The sequence below is a fragment of the Streptosporangium sp. NBC_01639 genome, assembly GCF_045209755.1.
GTDB lineage: Bacteria > Actinomycetota > Actinomycetes > Streptosporangiales > Streptosporangiaceae > Streptosporangium.
The window spans coordinates 5608892-5633773 of the sequence record NZ_CP109272.1; the positions used below are offsets into that span (position 1 = coordinate 5608892).

General features: G+C 71.5%; 23 protein-coding genes. 11 read left to right on the forward strand and 12 right to left on the reverse strand.

All coding sequences use genetic code 11. The annotated features are described in order from the left end of the window. Nucleotides 1-14: 14 nt before the first annotated feature. The 6 genes from OHA77_RS25715 to OHA77_RS25740 form a co-directional block, all read right to left on the reverse strand. The gene (locus OHA77_RS25715) at nt 15-1406 is read right to left on the reverse strand and encodes a class II fumarate hydratase (RefSeq protein WP_406312033.1); all 1392 of its coding nucleotides are present in this window, start codon (nt 1404-1406) and stop codon (nt 15-17) included. A gap of 36 nt (nt 1407-1442) precedes the next feature. Further along, a complete protein-coding gene (locus tag OHA77_RS25720; RefSeq protein WP_406312034.1) occupies nt 1443-2999 on the reverse strand; it encodes a serine/threonine-protein kinase in 1557 nt (518 codons plus the stop codon). Between the two features lie 35 nt (nt 3000-3034). Continuing rightward, nucleotides 3035-4168, reverse strand: coding sequence for a serine/threonine-protein kinase (locus OHA77_RS25725; RefSeq protein WP_406312035.1), 1134 nt, complete (start codon nt 4166-4168; stop codon nt 3035-3037). 242 nt (nt 4169-4410) lie between these two features. Continuing rightward, on the reverse strand, nt 4411-4827 hold the full coding sequence (locus OHA77_RS25730; protein ID WP_406312036.1) for a TIGR03668 family PPOX class F420-dependent oxidoreductase: 417 nt from the start codon (nt 4825-4827) through the stop codon (nt 4411-4413). Between the two features lie 75 nt (nt 4828-4902). After that, complete coding sequence (locus OHA77_RS25735; protein WP_406312037.1) at nt 4903-6555, reverse strand: fumarate hydratase; 1653 nt, start codon at nt 6553-6555, stop codon at nt 4903-4905. 357 nt (nt 6556-6912) lie between these two features. Continuing rightward, nucleotides 6913-7998 (reverse strand): DMT family transporter, encoded by a 1086-nt coding sequence (locus tag OHA77_RS25740; protein WP_406312038.1) that lies wholly within the window; start codon nt 7996-7998, stop codon nt 6913-6915. A gap of 67 nt (nt 7999-8065) precedes the next feature. Here OHA77_RS25740 and OHA77_RS25745 point away from each other — a divergent pair, with 67 nt between their 5' ends. The 6 genes from OHA77_RS25745 to iolD all read left to right on the forward strand — a co-directional run bounded on the left by OHA77_RS25745 (nt 8066) and on the right by iolD (nt 15656). Continuing rightward, nucleotides 8066-9511 (forward strand): PLP-dependent aminotransferase family protein, encoded by a 1446-nt coding sequence (locus tag OHA77_RS25745; protein ID WP_406312039.1) that lies wholly within the window; start codon nt 8066-8068, stop codon nt 9509-9511. 437 nt (nt 9512-9948) lie between these two features. Then, entirely contained in the window at nt 9949-10830 is an 882-nt protein-coding gene (locus tag OHA77_RS25750; RefSeq protein ID WP_406312040.1) for a TIM barrel protein, read from the forward strand. Between the two features lie 48 nt (nt 10831-10878). Further along, nucleotides 10879-11844, forward strand: coding sequence for a 5-dehydro-2-deoxygluconokinase (gene iolC / locus OHA77_RS25755; protein WP_406312041.1), 966 nt, complete (start codon nt 10879-10881; stop codon nt 11842-11844). A 143-nt stretch (nt 11845-11987) separates the two neighbouring features. Then, nucleotides 11988-12938, forward strand: a complete 951-nt coding sequence (locus OHA77_RS25760; protein ID WP_406319873.1) for a deoxyribose-phosphate aldolase — start codon at nt 11988-11990, stop codon at nt 12936-12938. Further along, nucleotides 12935-13756: a 5-deoxy-glucuronate isomerase gene (iolB, locus tag OHA77_RS25765; protein ID WP_406312043.1), complete on the forward strand. Its 822-nt coding sequence runs from the start codon at nt 12935-12937 to the stop codon at nt 13754-13756. The genes OHA77_RS25760 and iolB overlap by 4 nt, the downstream gene beginning before the upstream one ends. 49 nt (nt 13757-13805) lie before the next feature. Continuing rightward, nucleotides 13806-15656, forward strand: a complete 1851-nt coding sequence (iolD, locus tag OHA77_RS25770; protein ID WP_406312044.1) for a 3D-(3,5/4)-trihydroxycyclohexane-1,2-dione acylhydrolase (decyclizing) — start codon at nt 13806-13808, stop codon at nt 15654-15656. 225 nt (nt 15657-15881) lie between these two features. Here the strand turns inward: iolD and OHA77_RS25775 are convergent, their stop codons facing one another. Beyond that, complete coding sequence (locus tag OHA77_RS25775) at nt 15882-17048, reverse strand: MFS transporter (protein WP_406312045.1); 1167 nt, start codon at nt 17046-17048, stop codon at nt 15882-15884. Between the two features lie 104 nt (nt 17049-17152). Here OHA77_RS25775 and OHA77_RS25780 point away from each other — a divergent pair, with 104 nt between their 5' ends. Continuing rightward, the gene (locus tag OHA77_RS25780; RefSeq protein WP_406312046.1) at nt 17153-17755 is read left to right on the forward strand and encodes a DUF1707 domain-containing protein; all 603 of its coding nucleotides are present in this window, start codon (nt 17153-17155) and stop codon (nt 17753-17755) included. Nucleotides 17756-17774: 19 nt separating this feature from the next. On the opposite strand, the gene glpX is transcribed toward OHA77_RS25780, so the two are convergent. Then, the gene (gene glpX, locus OHA77_RS25785) at nt 17775-18809 is read right to left on the reverse strand and encodes a class II fructose-bisphosphatase (RefSeq protein ID WP_326825646.1); all 1035 of its coding nucleotides are present in this window, start codon (nt 18807-18809) and stop codon (nt 17775-17777) included. A gap of 82 nt (nt 18810-18891) precedes the next feature. Here glpX and OHA77_RS25790 point away from each other — a divergent pair, with 82 nt between their 5' ends. After that, nucleotides 18892-19497 (forward strand): TetR/AcrR family transcriptional regulator, encoded by a 606-nt coding sequence (locus tag OHA77_RS25790; protein ID WP_406312047.1) that lies wholly within the window; start codon nt 18892-18894, stop codon nt 19495-19497. 39 nt (nt 19498-19536) lie between these two features. After that, a complete protein-coding gene (locus OHA77_RS25795; RefSeq protein WP_406312048.1) occupies nt 19537-20070 on the forward strand; it encodes a DUF4245 domain-containing protein in 534 nt (177 codons plus the stop codon). Between the two features lie 44 nt (nt 20071-20114). Here the strand turns inward: OHA77_RS25795 and OHA77_RS25800 are convergent, their stop codons facing one another. Continuing rightward, nucleotides 20115-20354, reverse strand: a complete 240-nt coding sequence (locus tag OHA77_RS25800) for an exodeoxyribonuclease VII small subunit (protein WP_406312049.1) — start codon at nt 20352-20354, stop codon at nt 20115-20117. 100 nt (nt 20355-20454) lie between these two features. Here OHA77_RS25800 and OHA77_RS25805 point away from each other — a divergent pair, with 100 nt between their 5' ends. Beyond that, nucleotides 20455-20925 (forward strand): GNAT family N-acetyltransferase, encoded by a 471-nt coding sequence (locus tag OHA77_RS25805; protein ID WP_406312050.1) that lies wholly within the window; start codon nt 20455-20457, stop codon nt 20923-20925. Here OHA77_RS25805 and xseA read toward each other — a convergent pair. Next, a complete protein-coding gene (xseA, locus tag OHA77_RS25810) occupies nt 20903-22111 on the reverse strand; it encodes an exodeoxyribonuclease VII large subunit (RefSeq protein WP_406312051.1) in 1209 nt (402 codons plus the stop codon). The two genes, OHA77_RS25805 and xseA, sit on opposite strands and share 23 nt — an antisense overlap. Nucleotides 22112-22137: 26 nt before the next feature. Continuing rightward, entirely contained in the window at nt 22138-23202 is a 1065-nt protein-coding gene (locus tag OHA77_RS25815; protein ID WP_406312052.1) for a hypothetical protein, read from the reverse strand. A 108-nt stretch (nt 23203-23310) separates the two neighbouring features. Here OHA77_RS25815 and OHA77_RS25820 point away from each other — a divergent pair, with 108 nt between their 5' ends. Further along, the gene (locus OHA77_RS25820; RefSeq protein WP_406312053.1) at nt 23311-24279 is read left to right on the forward strand and encodes a 4-hydroxy-3-methylbut-2-enyl diphosphate reductase; all 969 of its coding nucleotides are present in this window, start codon (nt 23311-23313) and stop codon (nt 24277-24279) included. Between the two features lie 43 nt (nt 24280-24322). Here OHA77_RS25820 and OHA77_RS25825 read toward each other — a convergent pair whose 3' ends face one another. Continuing rightward, entirely contained in the window at nt 24323-24844 is a 522-nt protein-coding gene (locus OHA77_RS25825; protein WP_406312054.1) for a DUF6542 domain-containing protein, read from the reverse strand. Nucleotides 24845-24882: the final 38 nt, after the last annotated feature.

Below are 24882 nucleotides of genomic sequence, written 5' to 3' on the forward strand. Positions count from 1 at the left end.
CTCAGTTCTCCGGACTACGACGGCGGCCGGGTCATGGCCAGCACGTCGAGGAGGGCGTCGAGCTGCGCCTCGGTGATGGTGCCTCTGGCGACGTGGCCGCGCTCGATGACGACCTCGCGGATGGTCCTGCGCTCGGCCAGGGCCTGCTTGGCTATCTTGGCGGCCTCCTCGTAGCCGACGTACCGGTTGAGCGGCGTGACGATCGACGGGGACGACTCGGCGTACTCGCGCAGGCGGTCGACGTTGGCCGTGATGTCGTGGACGCAACGGTCGGCGAGCAGCCGGGAGGCGTTGGCGAGCAGCCGGATGGACTCCAGCACGTTGCGGGCGATGACCGGCAGCATCACGTTGAGCTCGAAGTTGCCCGAGGCCCCGGCGAAGGTGATCGTCGTGTCGTTCCCGATGACCTGGGCGGCGACCATGCACACGGCCTCGGGGATCACCGGGTTCACCTTGCCGGGCATGATCGACGAACCGGGCTGGAGGTCGGGCAGGTTGATCTCGCCGAGCCCGGTGCGCGGGCCCGAGCCCATCCAGCGGAGATCGTTGGCGATCTTGTTGAGTGCGACCGCGACCGTCCGGAGCTGGCCCGACAGCTCCACGATGGCGTCCCTGGCACCCTGGGCCTCGAAATGGTCGGGAGCCTCGGAGAACGGGAGCCCGGTGGCCTCACGGAGCTTCTCGATGACCTGGGCGGCGAAGCCGGGCGGCGTGTTGACGCCGGTCCCCACGGCCGTGCCGCCCAGGGGAAGCTGGGTGAGATGCGGGATCGAGCCGCGGACCCGGGCGATGGAGTTGTCGATCTGGGTGGCGTAGCCGCCGAACTCCTGGCCGAGCGTGACCGGGGTGGCGTCCATCAGGTGGGTCCTGCCCGCCTTGACCACCCGGTCGAATTCAAGCGACTTCTCCCGCAACGCGGTGGCCAGGTGCCGCAGGGACGGGATGAGGTGGTAGGTCACCTCGGTTGTGGCGGCGACGTGGATCGAGGTGGGGAAGACGTCGTTGGAGGACTGCGAGGCGTTCACGTGGTCGTTGGGATGGACGGGACGGCCCAGCCGCTCTTCCGCGAGTGTGGCGATCACCTCGTTGGCGTTCATGTTGGAGGAGGTCCCGGAACCGGTCTGGAACAGGTCGATGGGGAACTCGTCGTCCCACTCGTTCTCCGCGACGTCGGTGGCGGCCTCGGCGATGGCCTGGGCCAGCTCCTTGTCCAGCACTCCGAGCCCGGCGTTGACCTCGGCGGCGATCGCCTTGATCAGGCCGAGGGCGGAGATGTGGGGGCTCTCCAGCCCGCGTCCGGAGATGGGGAAGTTCTCCACCGCCCGCTGGGTCTGCGCCCGCCACTTCGCGTCGGCCGGAACCCGTACCTCACCCATCGAGTCATGCTCGATCCGATAGTCGCTCATGCCTCCAGTCTGCGTCCTTGGAGATAAAGGGGGGGTTCAACGCCAGAGTGCGAACGCCAGGATCACGATGACCACCAGAGCCACGGCCGCCACGCCCATGAGGATGATCACGCCCACCCGGGTCCTGGCCGGCGTGGTCGTCTGCTCACCCTTGCCGCCCTGCCCCGCGATCGCGAACAGGTCGGTCCCCAGGCCCGGATACTGCGCGTGGCCGCGGTTGGGGGCCGCCGGGCCCACCGGCCACACGGGCTCCGCGCCGGAGGGCCCGGCGGGGCCGGCGAACCCGCGTCCCGGCGCGCCCTCCGTGCCCGGCCGTGCCGCGTCGGGGAATCCCTGCGGCGGCGGTGCGGGCGGTCCCTGTCCCGGGCCCGTGGCGGGGGTCTGGGGCGCGGTGCCGGGCCATCCGGCGGGCCCGCCCCTCCCGGGGAAGGCCGGCGGCGCCGGGGGTTCGAAGGCCTGGGGGGGCGGGCCCGCGGGCGGGAGACGGAGACCGCTCTTGGGGCGGACGACCATCATGGTGCGGTCGGCGTCGAACTCCTCGTCCGCCGGACGCGCGTCCGCCCTCGCGGGCGCCGGGGTGGGGTTCACCGGGGCCGTCGCGGCGGTCGGGGGGGCCGAGTGGGCCGGCGGGGCCGGGTGGGCCGGCGGGGCCGGGTGGGCAGGGGAGGCCGCCGCCGGCCGGGGCGGTACGGCGGTGCGGGTGACCGGTGCGGGCGCCGCGGCGGGGCGGGGAGCCGGTGGGGCGCCGGGTGCCGATGCCGGGCCGGTCGAGGGGGTCTCGGCCACGGCCCGGAGCATCGCCGCCGCCTGGGCGGGCGCCAGCCGTACCGTGTGGTCCCGCTCCAGGAGCTGCTCCAGGACGGGCCGGAGCGGCCCGGCCTGGACCGGAGGGTCGGCCCGCTCGGTCATCAGCGCGGCGAGGGTCTCCGACACCGTGGAGCGTTCGTAGGCCGGCCGGCCCTCCACCGCGAAGTACAGGGTGGCCCCGAGCGACCAGAGGTCCGACTCCGGTCCGGTGTGCTCCCCGCGAGCCCGCTCGGGCGCGGTGTATCCCGGGGAGCCGATCACCATGCCGGTCTTGGTGAGGCTGGTGTCGCCCTCGGCCTTGGCGATGCCGAAGTCGGTGAGCACCACCCGGCCGTTCTCGGTGATCAGCACGTTGCCGGGCTTGACGTCACGGTGCAGCACGCCCTGGGCGTGGGCGGCGCGCAGCGCCCCGAGAAGATCCACGCCGATCTCGGCGACCATCCGGGGCGGCAGCGGCCCCTCCTCCTCGACCACCTGCTCGAGGGAGCGCGCCTGGACGAGCTCCATGATGATCCAGGGGCTGCCGTTCTCGATGATCGCATCGTGGACGGTGGCCACGGAAGGGTGGCTGATGCGGGCGGCCGTACGACCCTCACGGATCATGCGCTCGCGGAGTTCGGTGCGCTGTGCCTCGCTGAGCCCGGACTCCTGGCGGATTTCCTTGATCGCGACCTCGCGGCCCAGGGCACGGTCGAAGGCACGCCAAACAGTGCCCATGGTGCCCCTGCCGAGCGGTGCGATCAGCTCGTAACGGTCAGCGAGCACGCGCATGTGCTGTTCCGGCATGAGAAGAAGATAACGACCCTTCCTTGAATAACGCTTTATCCACGCTTACGAAGTTCTCTCGGCCACAGCAGGCGCGGGAGCACCAACCGGATGAAAGGCGTCATGAGCCGGACCAACGGGCGCTGAGCCGGGAGCCGGTCCACCGGTTTGCGGTGCGTCCCCTCGGCCGGACGCCGGTGCCCCCGGGGATGCGGCACCGGGGTCGGTTCGGGCAGCGGGTCGGAGAACGGCGCGGAACCGACCCGGTGCGTCCCCCGGTGCGTCGGGCGGCGGTTGAACGAGGGGACGGTGATCGTCGCGGTGGTCCTGACCGTCTTGCCGGAGCTCCGGGCGAACGGCTCCTCGGCCGATCCGCCGGCCGCCACCCGGGCCAGCATCAGGGAGGCGCGCACCGCGTCGAGCCGGCCGTTCGGGTCGATCTTGAGCAGGCCCTGCAGCACCGGGGTCAACGGCCCGGCCTTCTCCATCGGGATGGGCTCACCGCTGGTCAGGGCCGCCAGCGCGGCGGCGGCCGTACGGCGTCCGTGCAGGCCGCGGCCCTCGACCGCGGTGTAGAGGGTCGCACCGAGCGACCACAGGTCGCCGGAGGGGTGGGCCTTGGCGCCCAGCACGCGCTCGGGGGCGATGTATCCGGCCGAGCCGAGCACGATGCCCGCCTGGGTGATCGACACGTCGCCTTCCAGCGCGGCCAGGCCGAAGTCGGTGAGCACCGCCCGGTCATCGGTCACCAGGACGTTGCTGGGCTTGACGTCACGGTGCAGGATGCCCTTGGCGTGCACGGCCCGCAGCGCGCCCAGGACCTGCCGCCCGATCTCCGCCACCTGGCGCGGGGGCAACGGGCCACGTTCCTGGAGGAGCTGCTCCAGGGACCTGGCCCGGAGCAGCTCCATCACGATCCAGGGGCGCTCGTCCTCGGTGACGACGTCGAACACGGTGATCACCGAGGGATGGGCGACCATCGCGGTCGCCCGCCCCTCACGCTCGGTCCTGGCGCACAGCTCCGCCCTCAGCTCCTCGTCGAGGACGAGGGGCAGCCGCACCTCCTTGACGGCCACCTCACGGCCCAGCAGCTCGTCGTACGCCTGCCAGACGGTGCCCATGCCGCCACGCCCGACCGGTTCTGACAGCCGGTAACGCGCTGCAAGAAGGTATCCGGACGGCGCACGCATGGTAGGCAGCTTACCGATTTGCGTAATGCGACCAGTAGAGACCGGGCCGAAACTTCTTGCGTTCTTCGGTCAGATTTTCGTGCTCGTCACTGTTGAGAAACGCTCCGTGACATCCGCCCGGTTGACGAGGCCCCAGAGCTTCTCGATGTGGTCGGGGCGCGCGGTGCGGTACCGCAGGCGGCAGGCGCGCTGCCGGCCGTCCTCGGGTGCTCCGTCGTGCGAGGCAGGCAGGCCGGACGGGCCTATCCGCCCGCGTAGGACCAGCCCGTCCACGACTCCACCGCGATCAGCACCACCGGGCCCCGGGGCGGGCGGTCGCGATATTGCCGGTAACGCTCCGTGAGGCGCCGGAGGGCCCGCTCCCGGACCGTGCCGTCCTCGGCGATCCGGGCCCGGCCGTCGGCGCGGACCCACCACAGCCGCGACCAGTCGTCGTCGTAGTGGTCGGCCAGCAGGCACACCCGGTCGTTGACCGCGATGTTGCGCAGGCGGCGCAGGTCCGTCGTCCGCTTGGGCTTGTGGTCGATCGCGAACGCGACCGTGTCGCCGTCCACGTCGAAGGTGACGGGCACCAGGTGCGGCGTGCCGCGGACGTCCGCCGTGGCCAGCCGGGCGACCCGGGCGTCCCGGAACCTCTCACGGGCCTGTGCCTCCTCCACCTGGCCATTCAACCAGCGGAAACGCTCCGGGAGGCGGAGGCCCGGCCCGAGCCGGGCCCTCGCGGGGCGGCGGGGTCAGCGGCGGCCGATGGACAGGACCGGGCCGGTGGCGTCGATGAAGAAGTCCTCGCCCTTGTCGTCCACCACGATGAAGGCGGGGAAGTCCTCGACCTCGATCTTCCAGACGGCCTCCATCCCGAGCTCGGGGTACTCCAGGACCTCGACCTTCCTGATGCAGTCCTGGGCGAGCCGGGCGGCGGGGCCGCCGATGGAACCGAGGTAGAAGCCGCCGTGGGCCGCGCAGGCGTCGGTGACCTGCTTGGAGCGGTTGCCCTTGGCGAGCATGACCATGGAGCCGCCCGCGGCCTGGAAGCGTTCGACGTAGGAGTCCATCCGGCCGGCGGTGGTGGGTCCGAAGGAGCCGGAGGCGTAGCCCTCGGGGGTCTTGGCCGGGCCGGCGTAGTAGACCGCGTGGTCCTTGAGGTACTGCGGCATCTCGCCGCCGGCGTCGAGGAGCTCGCCGATCTTGGCGTGCGCGATGTCGCGGGCGACGACGAGGGGGCCGGTCAGGGACAGCCGGGTCTTGACCGGATACTTGGTGAGCTCGGCGAGGATCTCCGGCATCGGGCGGTTGAGGTCGATGCTCACGACGTCGTCCGACAGGTGCTCGTCGGTGGTCTCCGGGAGGAACCGCGCCGGGTCGGTCTCCAACTGCTCCAGGAAGATCCCTTCGGAGGTGATCTTGGCCAGGGCCTGGCGGTCGGCGCTGCAGGAGACCGCGATGGCGACCGGGCAGGAGGCGCCGTGGCGGGGGAGGCGGATGACGCGGACGTCGTGGCAGAAATACTTGCCGCCGAACTGCGCGCCGATGCCGAGCTTCTGGGTGAGCTCGAAGACCTTGGCCTCCAGTTCGGTGTCGCGGAAGCCGTGACCGCTGGGGGAGCCCTCGGTGGGGATGGCGTCCAGGTAGCGTGCGCTGGCGTACTTGGCCGTCTTCAGGGCGAACTCGGCGGAGGTGCCGCCGACGACGATCGCCAGGTGGTACGGCGGGCACGCGGCGGTGCCGAGGGAGCGGATCTTCTCCTCCAGGAACTGGAGCATCCGCTTCTCGTTGAGGACCGCCTTGGTCTCCTGGTACAGGAACGACTTGTTGGCGCTGCCGCCGCCCTTGGCCATGAACAGCAGCTTGTACTCGTCCGGGTGTCCGTGGGGGTCCTCCGCGTAGAGCTCGATCTGCGCGGGAAGGTTGGACCCGGTGTTCCGCTCCTCCCACATGGTGATCGGGGCCATCTGGGAGTAGCGGAGGTTGAGCCTGGTGTAGGCGTCGTAGACGCCGCGCGAGATGTGCTCGGCGTCGGCGCCGTCGGTGAGCACGTGGCGGCCGCGCTTGCCCATCACGATCGCGGTGCCGGTGTCCTGGCACATCGGGAGCACGCCGCCGGCCGAGATCGAGGCGTTCTTCAGCAGGTCGAGGGCGACGAAGCGGTCGTTCCCGCTGGACTCGGGGTCTTCGATGATCTTGCGGAGCTGGGCGAGGTGGGAGGACCGGAGATAGTGGGAGATGTCGTGGATCGCCGTCTCGGTCAGCAGCCGGAGCGCCTCGGGCCCGACCTCCAGGAACCTGCGGCCCGCGGCCTCGACCACGCGCACCCCCTCGGCGCTGACCAGGCGGTATCGCGTCTCATCCGGTCCCATGGGGAGCAGGTCGGTGTAGTCGAACTCGGGCATCGTCTTCGATCCTCCGTGCGGGGGCCTTCGGTCCTCCTAGAGGGTACGGCCTCCCGTCGGTGAGGAGCCGCCGAGGTCGGAGCGGCATCCCTGCCGCCCTTCATGCCGTGGATTTTGAGATGATATGAGATGAAAAATGGCTATTTGAGGTAAGTATTAGCTGTTTGTGACGTTTTCTCTCCCCGCCTGTCCGAAGACACAGAGGAAGCTGGAACTAGACCGGGCCGAGTGCCCGGTGGAAGCCGGAGGATGTCATGAACGTCGGAAACACTGTCATGAGCAGCAATATCGTCATGCTTGCCATCGTGGCGCTCCTCATCGTCGCCGGTCTCGCCGCATCGTTGATCGCCATCACGCTCAGGAACATCGGTGAGAGTAACGGGCGGACGCCCCAGTGGCCGGTGAGCTGGCCGGAACCTCCGGTGAACCTGCCCCAGCAGCAGCTTGACGTCTCCCAGCAGGATGTCTCCCAGCACGATGTCTCCCAGCAGGGCGTCTCCCAGCACGGTGACTCCGCGGAGAAGGTCGACGTCCCCCGGCCTCGGGCGAGCCTGCCGCAGTCGGGGGCGAACCGCCGCCGCTGAGACCGATCGCGATTCCGGCGACCACCAGCACGGCCCCGAGCAGCTCAGGCTCGGAGGGTGCGCCCAGGCCGAGGACCACCCCGGTGACGATGGCGCTCACCGGGATCAACCCGGCGAACAGTCCCGCCGTCCCGGTACCGATCCGGGGCAGCACGTCGTACCAGAGGAAGAACGCCACGGTGGTCACGATCACCGACTGGTAGCCGAGGCCCAGGGCCTCGGAAAAGGTCGGCACCCGCAGCATCGCGGTGCCGTCGAGGAACAGACCGGCGACGGTCAGCAGCGGTACGGCCACCGCGGCCGAGTAGGCCGAGACGCGGACCGCCCCCAGTTTGGGCAGCAGCGGGACGGCCAGCAGCGAGAAGCAGAGTTCGCAGAACAGCGCGCCCAGCGACCACAGCAGCCCCGGCAGGTCGCCGTCGCCCAGCCCGGCCGTCAGCGTGGCACCGGCCACCACCACCGCCGCCGCCCCGAGGGCGCGCCGTGAGGGACGGCCGCCGAGCAGGACCAGTGCCAGCGGCACGGTACCGAGCACCGTGCCGACCAGGGCGGGGCCACCGTGCCGGGTGGCCTCGATCACGCATACGTTGAAGATCACCAGTCCGAACAGCGACAGCCCTGCCAGCAGCACGCCCTCGCGAGGCGTGAGCCGTACCGTCCGCAGGCCCGCGACCTGGGCGGTGGCGAGCAGGATGACGGCGGCGAGCAGATAGCGGAGGGCCTGCCCGCCGTAGACCGGATAGCTCTGGATCACACCGGACACCCCCGCCAGAGTGCCTGCCAGGAACATGGCTCCTGCCGCCTGGGTCAGGTCCCGGGTGCGCGTTCGAGGGACGGCGGTGCTGGCGTAGGCGTTCACGTCGGCAATGCTAGGAAGGACATGGTTCCCCTCCTGGGTCCAATGCAGCGCTGAAAAAGAGGACCAATTGGCCGATCTGCATCTGAGCGTCGACCGGACGGCAGGAGGGATAACCGGACAGATCGCCCGCGAGCTCAGAGAGGCCGTACGACAGGGCAGGCTGGCGGCGGGGGAGCGGCTGCCCGCGAGCCGGGAGCTGGCCGGAGACCTCGGGCTGTCGCGTGGCGTGGTCGTGGAGGCCTACGAGCAACTCGTCGCGGAGGGATTCCTGATCTCACGGGTCGGCGCGGGCACCATCGTGGCCCCGGCGGTGAGCCGCCCCTTGGGGGTGGACACCCGTGACCCCCTAACAAATGCGGACAAGCCCTACTACGGGCGCCGCTCCACCTCTCCCGATCTGGGTGCCTTCCCCCGCGGGCGGTGGCTCGCCTCGATCAGGAACGCGCTCGCCACCCTGCCCGCCGACGCACTGGACTACGGGGATCCCGGCGGCGTCCCCCGACTACGCGAGGAGCTGGCCGCCTACCTGGGAAGGGTCCGCGCGGCGGAGGTCGGTCCCGATGACCTGGTGATCGTGGGCGGGGTGGCCCAGGGGCTGAACCTGACGGTCCGGGCGCTCGCCGGGCAGCTTCCCGAAGGCCGGGCCGGCCACGACCTGAACTCGTTCGTCGACCGGATCGCCCACCCCGTGCCCCCCTCCGGCCGGATCCGGCTGGCCGTCGAGGACCCGACCAGCCTGCGCCAGCTCTCGCTGCTCCGTGGAGCGGGAGCCGACCTGGTCGCGGTCCCGGTGGACGGGGAGGGCGTCGACGTCGATGCCCTGGCCGCGACCGGGGCGGGAGCGGTGCTGCTCACCCCCGCCCATCAGTACCCCACCGGCGTGGTCCTCTCCCCCCGCCGCCGCGCCGAGCTGATCGAGTGGGCCGCCGGGACCGGCGCGACGATCCTTGAGGACGACTATGACGCGGAGTTCCGGTTCGACCGCGATCCGGTGGGCTGCCTGCAGGGACTCGCCCCCGACCGGGTGGTCCTCACGGGGAGCGTGAGCAAGTCCCTGGCCCCGGGACTCCGGCTGGGCTGGGTGGTGGCCCCGCCCGGCATCGCCGAGTCGGTACGGCTGGCCCGCAGCGAGCTGGACCTGGGCTCGCCGGTCCTGGAGCAGTACGCGCTGGCCCACCTCATCGGGTCCGGCGGCTACGACCGTCATCTGAGGAGGATGCGCCGGCAGTACCGCGCCCGCCGCGACGCCCTCGTGCGGGCGCTGGCCGACCACCTTCCCGAGATCACGGTGCACGGCGTCTCCGCCGGACTGCATCTGTGCGCCGAACTGCCCGTCGGCTGGGACGAGGTGCCGACGTCCGAGACGGCCCAGGCGTGCGGCCTCGCCGCCGAGCCGGTGGGCCCGATGCGCAGCTCCCCGGGGCCGCCCGCCCTGGTCATCGGGTTCGCCCGTCTCCCCGTCCACTACGCGGACCAGGCCGTCCGGGCTCTCGCGGATGCGCTGCGGGGTTGACCTCCTCCCACGGCCGGAGCCGGGGAGCTCCCACCCTTCCCGCTTCGCCGCCGGTCGCCCGCCCGGCTCACACCCATGCCGCCGTCACGCGGCGGCATGGGCCTTCCCTACCCGGAGAACGGGGGCGGCGGGATGCTCTCAACCGCTGATAACTCATCCATATGTCATGACAAATTCTTGACGACCTTCGATTCCTTCGCTTAGAACTGGTAGACCGGAGATCAGCCGCGATCTCCCTCCTCCTTCGGAGGCGTCATGCGTGTCGGCCTGCAGCGGCCCGACCGGACCGGCACGTTTCCCGGGGTGGCACGCGGGGAGACGGAGAGTCCCTGCACAGTCGGGGACGTCCCGGCCGCGCCCAGTCTCGCGGAGGCCTCCGGGCTCTCCGGGCTCTCCGGGCACGGAGGACGTCCCGTCCACACAATGGAGGTGGTCCGTTGAAGACGGCCGGTGCACCGATCTCCTGGGGCGTCTGCGAGATCCCCGGCTGGGGACCCCAGCTCGACCGCGAACGGGTCCTCGCCGAGATGCGGGAACTGGGCCTCACCGCCACCGAGCTGGGCCCCGCCGGGTTCCTGCCGCCCTCACCGTCACGCTGCCGCGCCATGCTCGCCGAGTACGGCCTGCGCGCGATCGGCGGGTTCGTCCCCGTGGTGCTGCACGACCCCCACCACGATCCGCTCCCGGAGGTCCGCGCCGCGATGGGCGCCTTCCGGGACGGCGGCCTGGAGGTGATCGTGCTGGCCGCCTCCACCGGAGGCGAGAGCTACGACGCCAAACCCCCCATGGAGACGAGCGGCTGGAAGACCCTGACGGCCAACCTGGCCCGGATCCTCAAGAACGCCAAGGAGTTCGGCCTCACGGTCACCCTGCACCCGCATGTGGGGACCATGGTGGAGAACCCCGCGGAGGTGGAGCGAGTGCTCGACGGCAGCGCGGTCCCGCTCTGCCTGGACACCGGCCACCTGCTCATCGGCGGCACGGACCCCGGCGAGCTGGTCGCCCGCGCCGCGGAGCGGATCGCGCACGTCCACCTCAAGGACGTCGACGCCGGACTCGCCGCACTGGTCGGGTCGGGTGAGCTGACCTACACCCAGGCGGTCAAGAAGGGCCTCTACCGCCCGCTCGGCCAGGGCGACGTGGACGTCTCCGGCATCGTCACGGGCCTGACCGCCGCCGGATACGACGGCTGGTACGTCATGGAGCAGGACGTCGTCCTCGGCGCCGAGGACGACGCCGACCCCAGGGAGAACGTCCGCGCGAGCCTGGCGTACCTGAAGGGACTCGCCGGAGCGCCCCCCGGGGAGAGTCCCGCCTGACGTCCGCTCCACGACCGAAGCCCGAGGTCCCCACGCTGGAGGTACGCGATGATCGAGGTCCTGACCATGGGACGGGTGGGGGTGGACGTATATCCGCTGCAGGTGGGGGTGTCGCTGCGGGAGGTGGAGACCTTCGGCAAGTATCTGGGGGGCAGTCCCACCAATGTGGCCGTGGCCGCCTCGCGGCTGGGCCGCTCCAGCGCGGTGATCACCCGTACCGGGGCCGACCCGTTCGGCCTGTTCGTCCACGACGCGCTGCGCTCCTACGGTGTCGACGACCGCTACGTCACCGCCGTGCCGCACCTTCCCACCCCGGTGACGTTCTGCGAGATCCGGCCCCCGGAGGACTTCCCGCTCTTCTTCTACCGCTCTCCCAAGGCCCCCGACCTGGAGATCTTTCCCGAGGAGCTCGACCTCCCGGCCGTCGCCGCAGTCCGGCTGTTCTGGGCCACGGTCACCGGCCTGTCGCAGGAGCCGTCCAGGAGCGCGCACTTCGCCGCCTGGCGGGTGCGGGGACGCAGGCCGTACACGGTGCTGGATCTGGACTACCGCCCGATGTTCTGGCCGAGCATGGAGGCGGCCCGTGCCCAGGTGCGCCGGGCGCTCGGCCAGGTCACCGTGGCGGTCGGCAACCTCGACGAGGTCGAGGTCGTCACCGGCACGCGGGAGCCGTACGAGGCGGGGCGGTTGCTGCTGGAGGCCGGTGTGGAGCTGGCGATCGTCAAGCGGGGCGGTGCCGGGGTTCTCGGCATGACCCCGGAGGAGACGGTGGAGGTGGCGCCGGTGCCGGTCGAGGTGGTCAACGGGCTGGGCGCGGGGGACGCCTTCGGCGGGGCGCTCTGCCACGGGCTGCTGGCGGGCTGGCCGCTGGCGGACACGTTGCGGTTCGCCAACGCGGCGGGCGCGATCGTCGCGGGCCGACTGGCCTGCGCGCCCGCGATGCCCACCCCTGAAGAGGTGAGAGCCGTGCTCGGCACGGAGCAACCGGCCCGGACGCGAGGGAGCGAGCGTTGAGCGAGGTCAGTCCCCGGCCGGCCGGGACGGGGTCCGTCTCCGGAGAGGATCCCCGGCCCGCCCGCGACGGCTCCGGGACCGCCCGGGACGGCTCCGGGACCGCACAGACGGGCACCGGGGTCCGTCCGGACGCCGCCGCGGGGATGAGCGAGGACGACTACCGCGGCCTGCTCGACATCCGCGCGCACGCTCCCTGGCGGATCGCGGAGGCGGCCGCGGCACGGCGGCGCGGCAGCCCCCTGAAGGAGCGTGGACAGCTCCTCATCATCGCGGCCGACCATCCGGCCCGGGGCGTGCTCGGCGCGGGGAACCGGCCGTTCGCCATGGGCAGCCGCGTCGATCTGCTGCGGCGCCTGTGCGTGGCGCTGGCCCGGCCCGGCGTGGACGGGCTGCTCGCCACCCCCGACATCGTCGAGGACCTGCTACTGCTCGGCGCGCTGGAGGACAAGCTCGTCATCGGCTCGATGAACCGGGGCGGGGTGCACGGCGCGGCGTTCGAGTTCGACGACCGCTTCACCGCCTACGACACCGCCTCCATCCTCCGGATGGGCCTGGACGGCGGCAAGATGCTCTGCCGGATCGGCCTGGATGACCCCGCCACCGCCACCACCCTGGAAACCTGTGCCCGGACGATCACCGAACTGGCCGGGCACAGCCTGGTCGCGATGGTCGAGCCGTTCTGGTCGCGACGGGTGAACGGGACGGTCACCCACGACCTGTCCGCCGAGGGGGTCATCCGTTCCATGCACGTCGGGCAGGGGCTGGGTGCGACGTCCGCGCACACCTGGCTGAAGATCCCGGTGGTCGTGGAGATGGAGCGGGTGATGCGCGCCACGACGCTGCCGACCCTGCTCCTGGGGGGTGATCCCACCGGAGCGCCCCAGGAGACCTACGCCGCCTGGCGCGACGCGCTCGGACTCCCCGGCGTGCGGGGCCTTGTGGTGGGCCGCGCATTGCTGTACCCCTCCGATGACGACGTGGCCGCGGCCGTCGACACCGCCGCGGCGATGCTGGAGGTGACAGTGAGCGAGCGAGCGCGCAGACACGGTGCCGAGGCGTCACACCTCGACGGATCGGGAGAGGAAAATCGATGACCTTCATCCCCGCGGGAAGCACGGCGCTGGCCCCCTGGGCGCTGCTGGTCACCCCGGAGTCGGCCGGGTGGACCTACGCCGGGCTCCGCCTGCTCTGTCTGTCCGGCGAGAGCGTGGAGTTCACCACGGGCGACGAGGAGATGCTGGTCCTGCCCCTGTCGGGCTCGTGCGCGGTCGAGTGCGACGGTGTACGGCTCACGCTCCACGGCCGGACCTCGGTCTTCCAGGCGGTCAGCGACTTCGCCTACCTGCCCGTCGGCGCGACCGTCCGGATCACCGGCACGGGCCGTTTCGCGTTCCCCGCGGCCCGGGCGACCAGGAGCTTCCCCGTCCGGTACGGCCCGGCGCGCGAGGTCCCGGTCGAGGTGCGCGGCGCGGGCCAGGCCAGCCGCCAGGTGAACAACTTCTGCGCCCCGGACGCGTTCGACTGCGACAAGCTCGTCGCGGTCGAGGTGCTGACCCCCGGCGGCAACTGGTCGTCCTACCCGCCGCACAAGCACGACACCGCCGCCGAGCACGAGGCCGTGCTGGAGGAGATCTACTACTTCGAGGGCGGCCCCGGCTACCAGCGGGTCTACGGCACCCACGACACACTGGCCGAGGTGTCGGGAGGCGACGTGGTGCTCGTCCCGCACGGCTACCACGGCCCCTCGATGGCGGCCCCGGGCTACGACCTCTACTACCTCAACGTGCTGGCCGGACCCGCTCCGACGCGGTCCATGGCCTTCTGCGACGACCCCCGGCACGCCTGGATCCGCTCCTCCTGGACCGAACAGGCGGTCGACTCCCGCCTCCCCATGACGAAGGCGCCGCGTTGACTTCGCCCCCACGGCTGAAGCCGGGGGTCGCCACGCTCAAGGAGATTCGATGAGACTGACGGTGGCCCAGGCGCTCGTGCGCTTCCTCGCCCAGCAGTGGACCGAGCGTGACGGTGTCGAGCAGCGGCTGATCGCCGGTTGTTTCGGGATCTTCGGGCACGGCAACGTGGCGGGCATCGGTCAGGCCCTGGCCGAACAGGGCGCCGGCACCGCCGACGCGCTGCCGTACTACCTGGCCCGCAACGAGCAGGCCATGGTGCACACCGCGGTCGGCTACGCGCGGGCCCGCAACCGGCTGTCCGCCTTCGCGTGCACCACTTCGATCGGGCCGGGCGCCACCAACCTGGTCACCGGCGCGGCGCTGGCCACGATCAACCGGATTCCGGTGCTGCTGCTGCCCGGCGACCTCTTCGCCACCCGCGCCGCCACCCCCGTGCTGCAGGAGCTGGAAGACCCCCGTTCCTACGACGTGAGCGTCAACGACGCGCTGCGACCGGTCAGCCGCTTCTTCGACCGGATCAACCGCCCCGAACAGCTGCCCTCGGCGCTGCTGGCCGCGATGCGGGTGCTGAGCGATCCGGCCGAGACCGGTGCGGTCACCCTCGCCCTGCCCCAGGACGTGCAGGCCGAGGCCGCTGACTGGCCCGACGAACTGTTTCGCCGGCGGGTCTGGCACGTGGCCCGCCCGGTGCCCGAACCGGCCGCGCTGGAGCGGGCGGTCGAGTTGCTGCGGGCCTCGCGGCGGCCGCTGATCGTGGCCGGCGGCGGGGTGATCTACAGCCAGGCCGCACCGGAGCTGGCCGCCTTCGCCGCCGGGCACGGCATCCCGGTGGCTGAGACCCAGGCCGGCAAGGGCGCCGTGCCGTACGACCATCCGTGCGCGGTCGGTGGGATCGGGCACACCGGCAGCACCGCGGCCAACGCCCTGGCCCGCGAGGCCGACCTGGTCATCGGGGTGGGCACCCGCTACAGCGACTTCACCACCGCCTCGCGGACCCTGTTCGGCTCGGCGGCCTTCTTGAACGTGAACATCACCGCCTTCGACGCGGCCAAGCACGCCGGTGCGGCGCTCGTCGCCGACGCCCGCCAGGCGCTGCGGGCGTTGGAGGCGCCGGGGGCCGGTGACTGGCGCGCCGAGCCCGGCTGGAGTGCCCGGGCGACGGAGCTGGCCCGCCACTGGCAAGAGCAGGTCTCGGTGCTGACCACGGGAGACACGCTGACCCAGCCGGTGGTGGTGGGCATGGTCAACGAGGTGGCCCGACCGGCGGACGTGGTGGTCAACGCGGCCGGGTCGATCCCCGGTGACCTGCACAAACTCTGGCGGGCCGCCGGGCCGGGGACCTATCACGTGGAGTACGGCTACTCCTGCATGGGATATGAGATCGCCGCGGGACTCGGGGTGAAACTGGCCGATCCGGAGCGGGAGGTCTTCGTGCTGGTCGGTGACGGCTCCTACCTGATGATGGCCCAGGAGATCGCCACCGCCGTGCAGGAGGGCGTCAAACTCGTCGTCGTGCTGGTCGACAACCACGGTTTCGCCTCCATCGGCGCCCTGTCGGAGTCGGTCGGGGCCCGCCGGCTGGGGACGGCGTATCGGATGCGCGGCGCCTCGGGGGAGTTGGACGGCGGGTTCCTGCCGGTGGACCTGGCGGCCAACGCGGCCAGTCTGGGTGCGGACGTGCTGCGTGCCGACGGTCCCGAGTCCCTGCGGGTGGCGCTGGCCAAGGCGCGCGGGTCGGCCCGGACCACCGTCGTGCATGTCGAGACCGTTCCGGGGCCGGGGGCCGACACCACGGCCTGGTGGGACGTGCCGATCGCCGAGGTGTCGGATCTGCCGGAGGCACAGCGGGCCCGGCTCGGCTACGAACGGGCCAAGCAGGCCCAGCGCCCCTACCTCTGACGGGGGAGGAGGCCGGGCGCCCCTACCTCTGACGGGACAAGGACGGGGACAAGCAGACCCGGCGCCCCTGCCTCTGACGGGGGAGCGAGACCAGCGCCCCTGCCTCTGACGGGGGAGGAGCGAGACCGGTGGGGCCGCCGCCGGTCTCCGGCCGTGGCACCCTCTCCCTGCCGTGAGAAGGCGGGAGAAGGCGGAAGAAGGGGAGACCGGTCGGAACGGGCGCCGTCATCCTCGGGCCGCGACCTCCGGCTTGGGCTGGAAGCCCCGGGCCAGCGGCACGATCAGGGCCACCATGACGGCGGCCGGTATGAACGCCGTCCGTACGTCCACGGTGTCGTTGACGGTGCCGACCACGGCCGCGCCGATGAGGAAGCCCACGTAGTTGAACACGTTGACCCGTGCGATCGCCGTCTCGGCCCCGGCGCCGAGGCGGCCGGCCGCGGAGAACGACTGCGGCGCGATGACGGACAGTCCGATGCCGACCAGACCGAACGACAGGACCGCCACCAGGGCGCCGGGGGCGACGACGACGCCCAGCGTGCCGACGGCGGCGAGCACCGCGCCCCCCCGGACGACCGGGGCCGGGCCGTACCTTCGTACCGCGAGGTCGCCGGGGATCCGCACGGCGAGCATGGCCGCCTGGTAGACGAGGTAGGCGAAGGGCACCAGCCAGCCGGTCGCCCCCAGCGCCTTCTCCATGTAGACGGTGCCGTAGTTGGAGACCGCCGCGTCGCCGACGTAGAGGAAGGCCATCGCCAGGCAGAGCGGGATGATCGGCCGCCACGGCACCCCGGCCGCCGCGGCGGCGTGCGCCGTCGCCTTCTCCTCGTCCCGGCCGTAGAGCCGGGGCAGCAGGACGACCGAGATCGCGGCGCCGATCGCCACCGGGACGGTGAACGACCAGCCCAGGCCCGTCCCGAGGGCGCTGAAGGCCGTGTTGAATCCGGCACCCAGCATCGAACCGACACTCCACACGGCGTGGAAGCCGGTCAGCACGCTCATGCCGTAGCGGCGCTCGACGGCTACGGCCTGCATGTTCATCGCCGCGTCCACCGCCCCGACGAAGAGGCCGAACACGGCGCTGAGCGAGTACAGCCCGGCGAGCCCGTCGTTCCACCCGGAAAGGGCCACGACGCCGCAGACCCCCAACTGGGAGATCCGCAGGACCGGTCCGCTGCCGTACCTCGCGGCCAGCGGACCGGCCACGACGCTTCCGACGCCGGCGATCACCGGCACGAGCAGCAGGACGAGAGTGAGGTCCCCGTCGCTCAGCCCGAACCTGTGCTGCAGGTCGATCACGTGGGTGAGCAGGGTGGCGAAGCAGATGCCCTGGACGAAGAAGGCGGCCCAGGTCGCCATTCGTGCCTGCCTGTCGCGGGGGGTCGGCACCATGGTCTCCACGGAACATGAGGGGGAGTCAAGTTCCCGTCAGGGTAGGGGCGCCGCCCCCGGCGGTCAATGGTGTACGGGCCCCGGCAGCGGTTAGGGTCGGGAAGGTGGAAAGCTCCCGGCCTCCGGCCGTTCACAACCAGGCGGGCGAGCCGCGCCCCGGCGACCTGCGGGCGGGCAACACCGACCGGGAACGGGTGGCCGCCGTGCTGGGCGACGCGCTCGCCGACGGCCGGCTGAACCACGAGGAGCACGAGGAGCGGCTCGAAGCGCTGTACCGTGCCCGCACCCTGGGCGAGATCGGCGCACTCACCACCGACCTGCTCCCACCCGAGGCTCAGCCGCTGCGGACCGACGTCCGCCCGGTCGTGGCCTTCTTCGGCTCGGATGAGCGCTCGGGCCGCTGGGTGGTGCCCACCCGCTTCTCCGCCACCGCGATCTGCGCCAACGTCACGCTCGACCTGCGCGAGGCGCTGCTCCAGTCCGGCCACGTGACTCTCCAGGCCACCGTGATGGCCGGGACCCTCACGCTGATCGTCCCCGAGGGCGTCCGGATCGAGATGCCCGCCTCCGGCTTCATGGCCGGGAAGAAGAACCAGGTGCCGCCCTCGCCCGACGGCCCGGTCATCGAGATCACCGGCCTCGTCACGCTGGGCAGCATCGTCGCCAAGTCGCCCAAGCGGCCCCGCCGGCCCTGGTTCCGCCGCTGAACGGGTGATTCCCGGCCGGTCAGCTCGCGCTGTCGAAGTTGATCGCGCTGTAGGCGCGCAGCTTCCAGAGCTGGTGCTCACTCTCGATCTTGCGGATCGTGCCGGAACGGCCCCGCATGACCAGGGAACTGGTGACCGCGTGACCGCCCCGGTAGCGGACCCCCTGCATGAGCTCGCCGTCGGTGATGCCGGTGGCCGCGAAGAACACGTCGTCCGATCTGACCAGGTCGTCGGTGCTCAGCGTGGCGTCCAGATCGAGGCCGGCGTCCAGCGCCCGGCGGCGCTCGGCGTCGTCCTGCGGCCACAGCCGGCCCTGGATGACACCGCCCAGGCACTTGAGCGCGCAGGCCGCGATGATGCCCTCGGGCGTGCCGCCGACGCCCAGCATCAGATCCACGCCGGTGCCGGCGCGGGCGGCCATGATCGCTCCGGCCACGTCGCCGTCGGTGATGAGCCTGATCCGCGCGCCGGTGTCCCGGATCTCCCTGATGAGCTTCTCGTGGCGCGGCCGGTCGAGGACGACCACGGTCACGTCCGAGGGCTCGCCGCCCTTGGCCCGGGCCACCGCGGCGATGTTGTCGGCCACCGGTGCGTTGATGTCCACCGACCCGGCGGCCTCGGGGCCGGTGACCAGTTTGTCCATGTAGAAGACCGCTGACGGGTCGTACATCGAGCCGCGCTCGCTGACCGCGATGACCGAGATGCCGTTGGGCATGCCGAGCGCCGTCAGCCGGGTGCCGTCGATCGGGTCCACGGCCACGTCGCACGCGGCGCCGCTGCCATCCCCGACCTGCTCGCCGTTGTAGAGCATCGGCGCGTTGTCCTTCTCCCCCTCGCCGATCACCACCACACCGCTCATCGACACCGTGTTGATCAACTGGCGCATCGCGTTCACCGCGGCGCCGTCGGCGCCGTTCTTGTCGCCGCGCCCGACCCAGCGGGCCGCCGCCATCGCGGCGGCCTCGGTCACCCTGACGAGTTCGAGAGCGAGGTTGCGGTCGGGCGCGTGTGCGCCCGTGGCGAGCGCGGCGGGTACGGATGTCTGATCGGACATGACAAGGAGCCCCTCTCCTGGATTACTGCAACGATCGTAGTTGCCACCCTCTTACCGGGTGTCGGGGGATAATGTGCCCAGCATGAGCAGCGACATGGACCGGGAGGTGACAGGTGTGACCGCACGGACCTCCGAGCGGGGTGCCGCCACGCGCGTCGCACTCCTCACTGCGGCGAGGGAGGTCTTCGTCGCGAGCGGTTTCGCGGAGGCCGGGGTCACCGACGTGGTCGCCCGTGCCGGAGCGAGTGTCGGCAGCCTCTACCACCACTTCTCCGGCAAGGCCGATCTCTACCTGACGCTCTTCGACGAGTTCCAGACCCGGCAGACGCAGCGGACCAAACAGGCGGTCCAGGAGGTCCGCGCCGAGGGCGAGACGGACCCGATGCGGCTGTTCGTCGCCGGCGCCCGCGCCTACCTGGAGGGGTGCCTCGCCGAGCGCGAGATCTCCGCGCTGTTCCTGCGGGGGGACGGGCCGCCCGGCTTCGAGCTCATCGTGCGCGACCGGCTGCGCCAGTGGGCCAAGCGCAACGCCACCCTGTTCGAGGACGACCAGGGCGCGCTGGTCGTGGTCCTCACCGGCGCGCTCGCCGCCGCCGTCTCCGAGGTCGCCCTGTCCGAGGACGAGGACGCCTCCCGCGACCTCGCCGAGGGTGTGCTGGCCATCATCGGGCAGATCCGTCGCCCCTGAGGCCGGGACCGCCCTCCCGAGCGACTAGGGTCGACAGACGTGGAACGGTTCACTCAGGGTTTCTACGGCTACGCGGTCGCGATGCTGGTCTGCCTCGCCGGCGTCGGCGTCTTTCTGCTGGTCACGCCGCAGAGCAGGACCGAGCACATTCCCAAGGTCGACTACTCGATCGACGTGGCCAACATGCGCCACACCGCTCCCTACCAGGCATGGTCGCCCGAGCCGGTGCCCGCCGGCTGGATTCCGACGAGCTCCCGGGTGACCAACGAGAAGGGCGTGGTGAGCTGGAGGCTCGGTTTCGCCACCGCCAAGCGCTCCCACGCGATGCTCGCCCAGAGCGACGAGAAGCCTGCGGCCGAGTTCGCCAACCGGATGGCCAACACCGGCGAGGTCGTCGGCAGCGTCCAGGTCGGCGGCGTGACCTGGGAACAGCGCCTCCGCAAGGACAAGGACCAGCGCTCCCTCGTCCGGCTCCTGCCCGACGTCACGGTCGTCGTCACCGGGACCGCCCAGTGGGACGAGCTGTCGGCGCTGGCGGGGTCGCTCAAGCAGCAGGTGAAGACGGCCTCCTGACCGGCACACCGTACGGCCGCAGCGCGCCGTGCGGTCCCCGGCGGTCAGAAGGGCGCGTCGCCGGAGAGGTCGGGCTGCCTGCGCTGCGCCATGGCGGCGGCCAGCTTCACCCGGGCGCCCTGGAGCCACTCCTCGCACAGCGACGCCAGCTTCTCGCCACGCTCCCAGAGCTCGATCGACTGCTCCAGTGTGAGCCCGCCCGCCTCCAGGCGGCGGACCACCTCGGTCAGCTCCTCGCGTGCCTGCTCGTACGACGGTGTCTTCTCATCGGCCACGTCCACCACCCTAGTGCGACGTTCCCCGACGGAGGCCGCGGACAGGCGGTCGGGAACCCGAGGTCACCCCGGCGGACTTCGCAGCTCGCGGGACTGGGAGAATCCGTCGATGAGCGTTCGCACCGCGACCCCCGACGACATCCCCGAACTGGTCCGTCTGCGTGAGATCCTGGCCGACCGGATGGCCCAGGACGGCAGCCACCCCATCGACGAGCACTGGCAGGAAGCCTACGCCGACAGCCTCAAGGAACGGCTGGGCAGCGCCGACACGGCCGTCTACGTGGTGGACGCCCCCACGGGCGGCCTGGCCGCCTGCGGGATCGGCCTCATCTTCGGCCGCTTCCCCGGCCCCACCCTTCCCGACGGCCGCTGCGGCTACATCCAGGGCATGACGACCGACCCCGCGCACCGGCGCCAGGGACACGGCCGGGCCATCATGTCCGCGCTCCTGGACTGGTACCGGGACGGCGAGGTCCGCAGGGTGGACCTGCACGCCACCTCGGAGGCGGAGCCGCTCTACCGGGAACTCGGCTTCGTCGACGACGGCTATCCGTCGCTCACGTGGCGGTCTCGCTCCTGACCGTCACCCTGTCGTCGGAGAACCGGATCGTCAGCTCGTCACCGGGGGCGACGTCGCCCGCCAGCCGTACGACGTCGCCCGAGGGGCGCTGCACGATCGCGTAGCCGCGTTCCAGGGTGGCGGCGGGGGAGAGGGAGACCAGGCGCGCTCTCAGATGCCCCAGGGAGTCCTGGGCGCGGTCCAGGGAGCCGGTGAGCGAACGCCTGGCCCGATCCCTGAGCTGCTCGGCCTGCTCGGCCCGGCGCTCGATCTCGCGGACCGGGTCGGCCAGGGAGGGGCGGGAGCGGACCGCCGTCAGCCATGCCGCCTCCCGCTCCAGCCAGCCACCGGCGACCCGGCGGCCCCGGTCGCGGAGTTGGCGCACCAGCGTGAGCTGCTCACCGACGTCCGGGACGACCTTCTTGGCGGCGTCGGTGGGGGTGGACGCCCGGACGTCGGCGACCAGGTCGAGCAGCGGGTTGTCCTGCTCGTGCCCGATCGCGCTGACCACCGGGGTCCGGCACGCGGCGACCGCCCGGACCAGCGCCTCGTCGGAGAAGGGCAGCAGGTCCTCCATCGACCCGCCGCCCCGTGCGACCACGATGACGTCGACCTCTCCGTCCGCGTCGAACCGGCGCAGGGCCTCGGTGACCTCGCCGACCGCGTAGGGCCCCTGCACGGCCACGGGCTCGACCTTGAACCGCACCGCCGGCCAGCGGCGCCGCGAGTTTTCCAGCACGTCGCGTTCGGCGGCCGAGTCACGACCGCAGATCAGCCCGACGGTGCCGGGCAGGAACGGCAGCCGCCGCTTGCGGTCGACTCCGAAGAGCCCTTCGGCGGCGAGCACCTGGCGGAGTCGCTCCAGCCGGGCCAGCAGCTCTCCAACGCCGACCGGTCGCATCTCCAGCGCGGTGAACGCGAAAGACCCCTTATTTACCCAGAAGTCCGGTTTCAGGTGCATAACGACCCGGGCTCCGTCCACCGGCCGGGGGACGGTCGCCTCGTAGACGCCACGGGGGCAGGTGACCCGGGCCGACACATTGGCCACAGGGTCACGCAACGTCAGGAACACCGTGCCGCCGCGGGCGGTCAACTCGGTGATCTGCCCCTCCACCCAGACGGTGCCGAGTTTGCCGATCCAGCCGCCGACCATCTGCAGCACCGTGCGGACCGGGAGCGGCTGTTCCGGAGTGGTCTTCGAGCTCATGGCGGGAGCCTACGCGCCGATGGCGACTATTCCGCAGACTCCAGCTTGACCAGCCGGTTCTCGTACATCCGCACGACCTCGGGACGGGCGGTGGTGGCTCGCTCGTAGGCGAGGAGATCCCCGATCTGCCCGGCGGACTTGCCGCGCATCCGGGCGCGCAGGGACGCGACCGTCAGCTGGCCGTAGCCGGGCATCGGCTCGGTGGGTACGGTGATCGCTTCGGGGACCGGCTCGGCCATCGCGGGATCGGCGATCCTGGTCTCGGTGACCTTCGCCGACGCGGCGCCGGCTCCCGCGGCCTTGACGACCTTCACCTCCGTGACCTCGACCTGTACGGCCGCGGGGGCGGGGAGCTCGATCCCGGTTTCGGAGGCCTCGTCCTCGGCGGGTTCGGCGGTCTCGGCGGCCTTGGCCCGGGACTTCGGCTTGGCCTTGGCCTTGGTGGGCTCGGTCTCGGCGGCTTCGGCGGTCTGGGCCTCGGCGGTCTCGGTGGTCTCGGTCTTGGCGGATCCGGCTGCCTCGACTGTCTTGGCGGCCTCGGAAGAGCGGACGGTCCCGGCGGGTTCGGTGGCCTTTAAGGTCTCGGCGGTCTCAGCGGTTCCGGTGGGCTTCGGTGCCTCCTGCTCCTTGGGCGCCTCCGCCTCGGGAGCCGCGGGCTCCGGCTCGGTCACCTTGTTCTCGGTGTTCTCGGTCACCTTGGACTTGGTGGGGGCGAAGATGACCGGTTCCGGACGGGACGAGGAGCCGTTGGCCTCGGACGTGGTCCCCCCGGCGGCCGAGCCGGCGGCGCTCTCCGGGCGCGGAGCGAAGATGACCGGCTCGCGGCGGACCGGCTTCTCCTCGATCTCCACGCTCGCGGCGGCCTTCTCGCTCTCCGGGCGGGACTCCTCGGAGCTCTCGTCCTGGCCGGCGAGGCGCTTGACCGAGGTCCGCATGCGGTCGCCGATCAGCAGAACCTGGCCCACTCCGCTCAGTGCGGACTGCAGCACGTACAGCGGCAGATCCTTGGCCTTCTCCTTGAATCCCTCGCGACTGGAGAGCGCTTCTTTAACATTTCTTGTGACATTTCGGAAGATGTCGGGGACTGCCATGTCGTCTCCCTGGGAGTCTGTATTGGGCACCTGGTCCGGTAAGACTGTGCCGTATGAGGTCATAGGACGCGTGGGCGGCCCAGCGGACACTCCACGTAGCATAAGAACATGACTTCAACGACCCCCGCGACCCGACGCGTACTTGTGGCTAAGCCCCGTGGCTACTGCGCGGGGGTCGATCGAGCGGTCCAGGCCGTCGAGAAGGCCCTTGAGCAGTACGGCGCGCCGATCTACGTCCGCAAGCAGATCGTCCACAACACCCATGTGGTCAAGACGCTGGAGGCGCGCGGAGCGATCTTCGTCGAGGAGACCGAGCAGGTGCCCGAGGGCGCCATCGTGGTCTTCTCCGCCCACGGAGTCTCCCCGGCGGTCCATCAGGAAGCCGCCCAGCGCAGCCTCAGGACGATCGACGCCACCTGCCCGCTGGTGACGAAGGTGCACAACGAGGCCAGGCGCTTCGCGTCCCAGGACTACGACATCCTGCTCATCGGCCATGAGGGCCACGAGGAGGTCGAGGGCACCGCGGGTGAGGCCCCCGACCACATCCAGCTCGTCGACGGCCTCGATTCGGTCGGCTCCGTCCAGGTGAAGGACCCCAGCCGGCTGGTGTGGCTGTCGCAGACCACACTGTCGGTGGACGAGACGGTCGAGACGGTCACCCGGCTCAAGGAGCGCTTCCCGCACCTCATCGACCCGCCGAGCGACGACATCTGCTACGCCACCCAGAACCGCCAGGTCGCGGTGAAGGAGATCGCCGCCCAGGCCCAGCTCGTCATCGTCGTCGGCTCGGAGAACTCATCCAACTCCAAGCGGCTGGTCGAGGTCGCCCTCGACCACGGGGCCGACGCCTCCTACCTGGTCGACGACGCCTCGCTGATCAAGGACGAGTGGCTCGACGGTGTCACCACGGTCGGCGTGACGAGCGGTGCCTCGGTCCCCGAAGAGCTCGTCGCCGACGTCCTGGCCCGTCTCGCCGCGCACGGGTTCGATGACGTCGAGGAGGTCGAGTCCGTCGAGGAGAGCGTCCGCTTCGCCCTCCCGCACGAGCTCCGCAAGGACCTGCGCGCCACCGTCTGACCTCGCTCCCCGGCCGTACGGCGCCGGACGGCGTCGTACGGCCTCACTGCCCTTCGCGGGGAGTGCCGTACACCTTGGGCTCGAAATAGCCCTCGGGCTCGGGGGCGTAGTCGGTGCCGCCGCTCCTCGGGCGGGGGATGTCCGGGCCGGCCGCCCGTAGCTCCTCGCGCAGATCACGTACGCACTGGGCGAGACCGCGGCGCCACGCGACGAGCAGGACCACGAGCGTGCCGCCGAACAGCCACGGGGCACCGGCCGACAGCGTGGTGAGCATGCCCAGGCTGAACGCCTGGATCGGCGAGGTCGAGCCCAGGGCCCGGACCGCCTCGACGACCAGCGTGGCCAGCAGGAAGATCAGCGGTGGGGACACCACCAGCGAGAGCAGGTCCCGCCGGTTCACCAGCGACACCGCGACCACGCAGCCGGCCACGAACGCCACCCCGGCCAGCGCGGGCGGACCGAGTAACGCCTGCAGGACACCGCCCGCCAGGGACAATGCCAGCACCGACGTCATCGCCCCCCGGGCGGTCAGCCGGATGCCGCCTCCGCGCCTGCGCTCACTCACGCGCCCACCTCCGCCAAGCGGCTGCCCGTCGCCTCGCT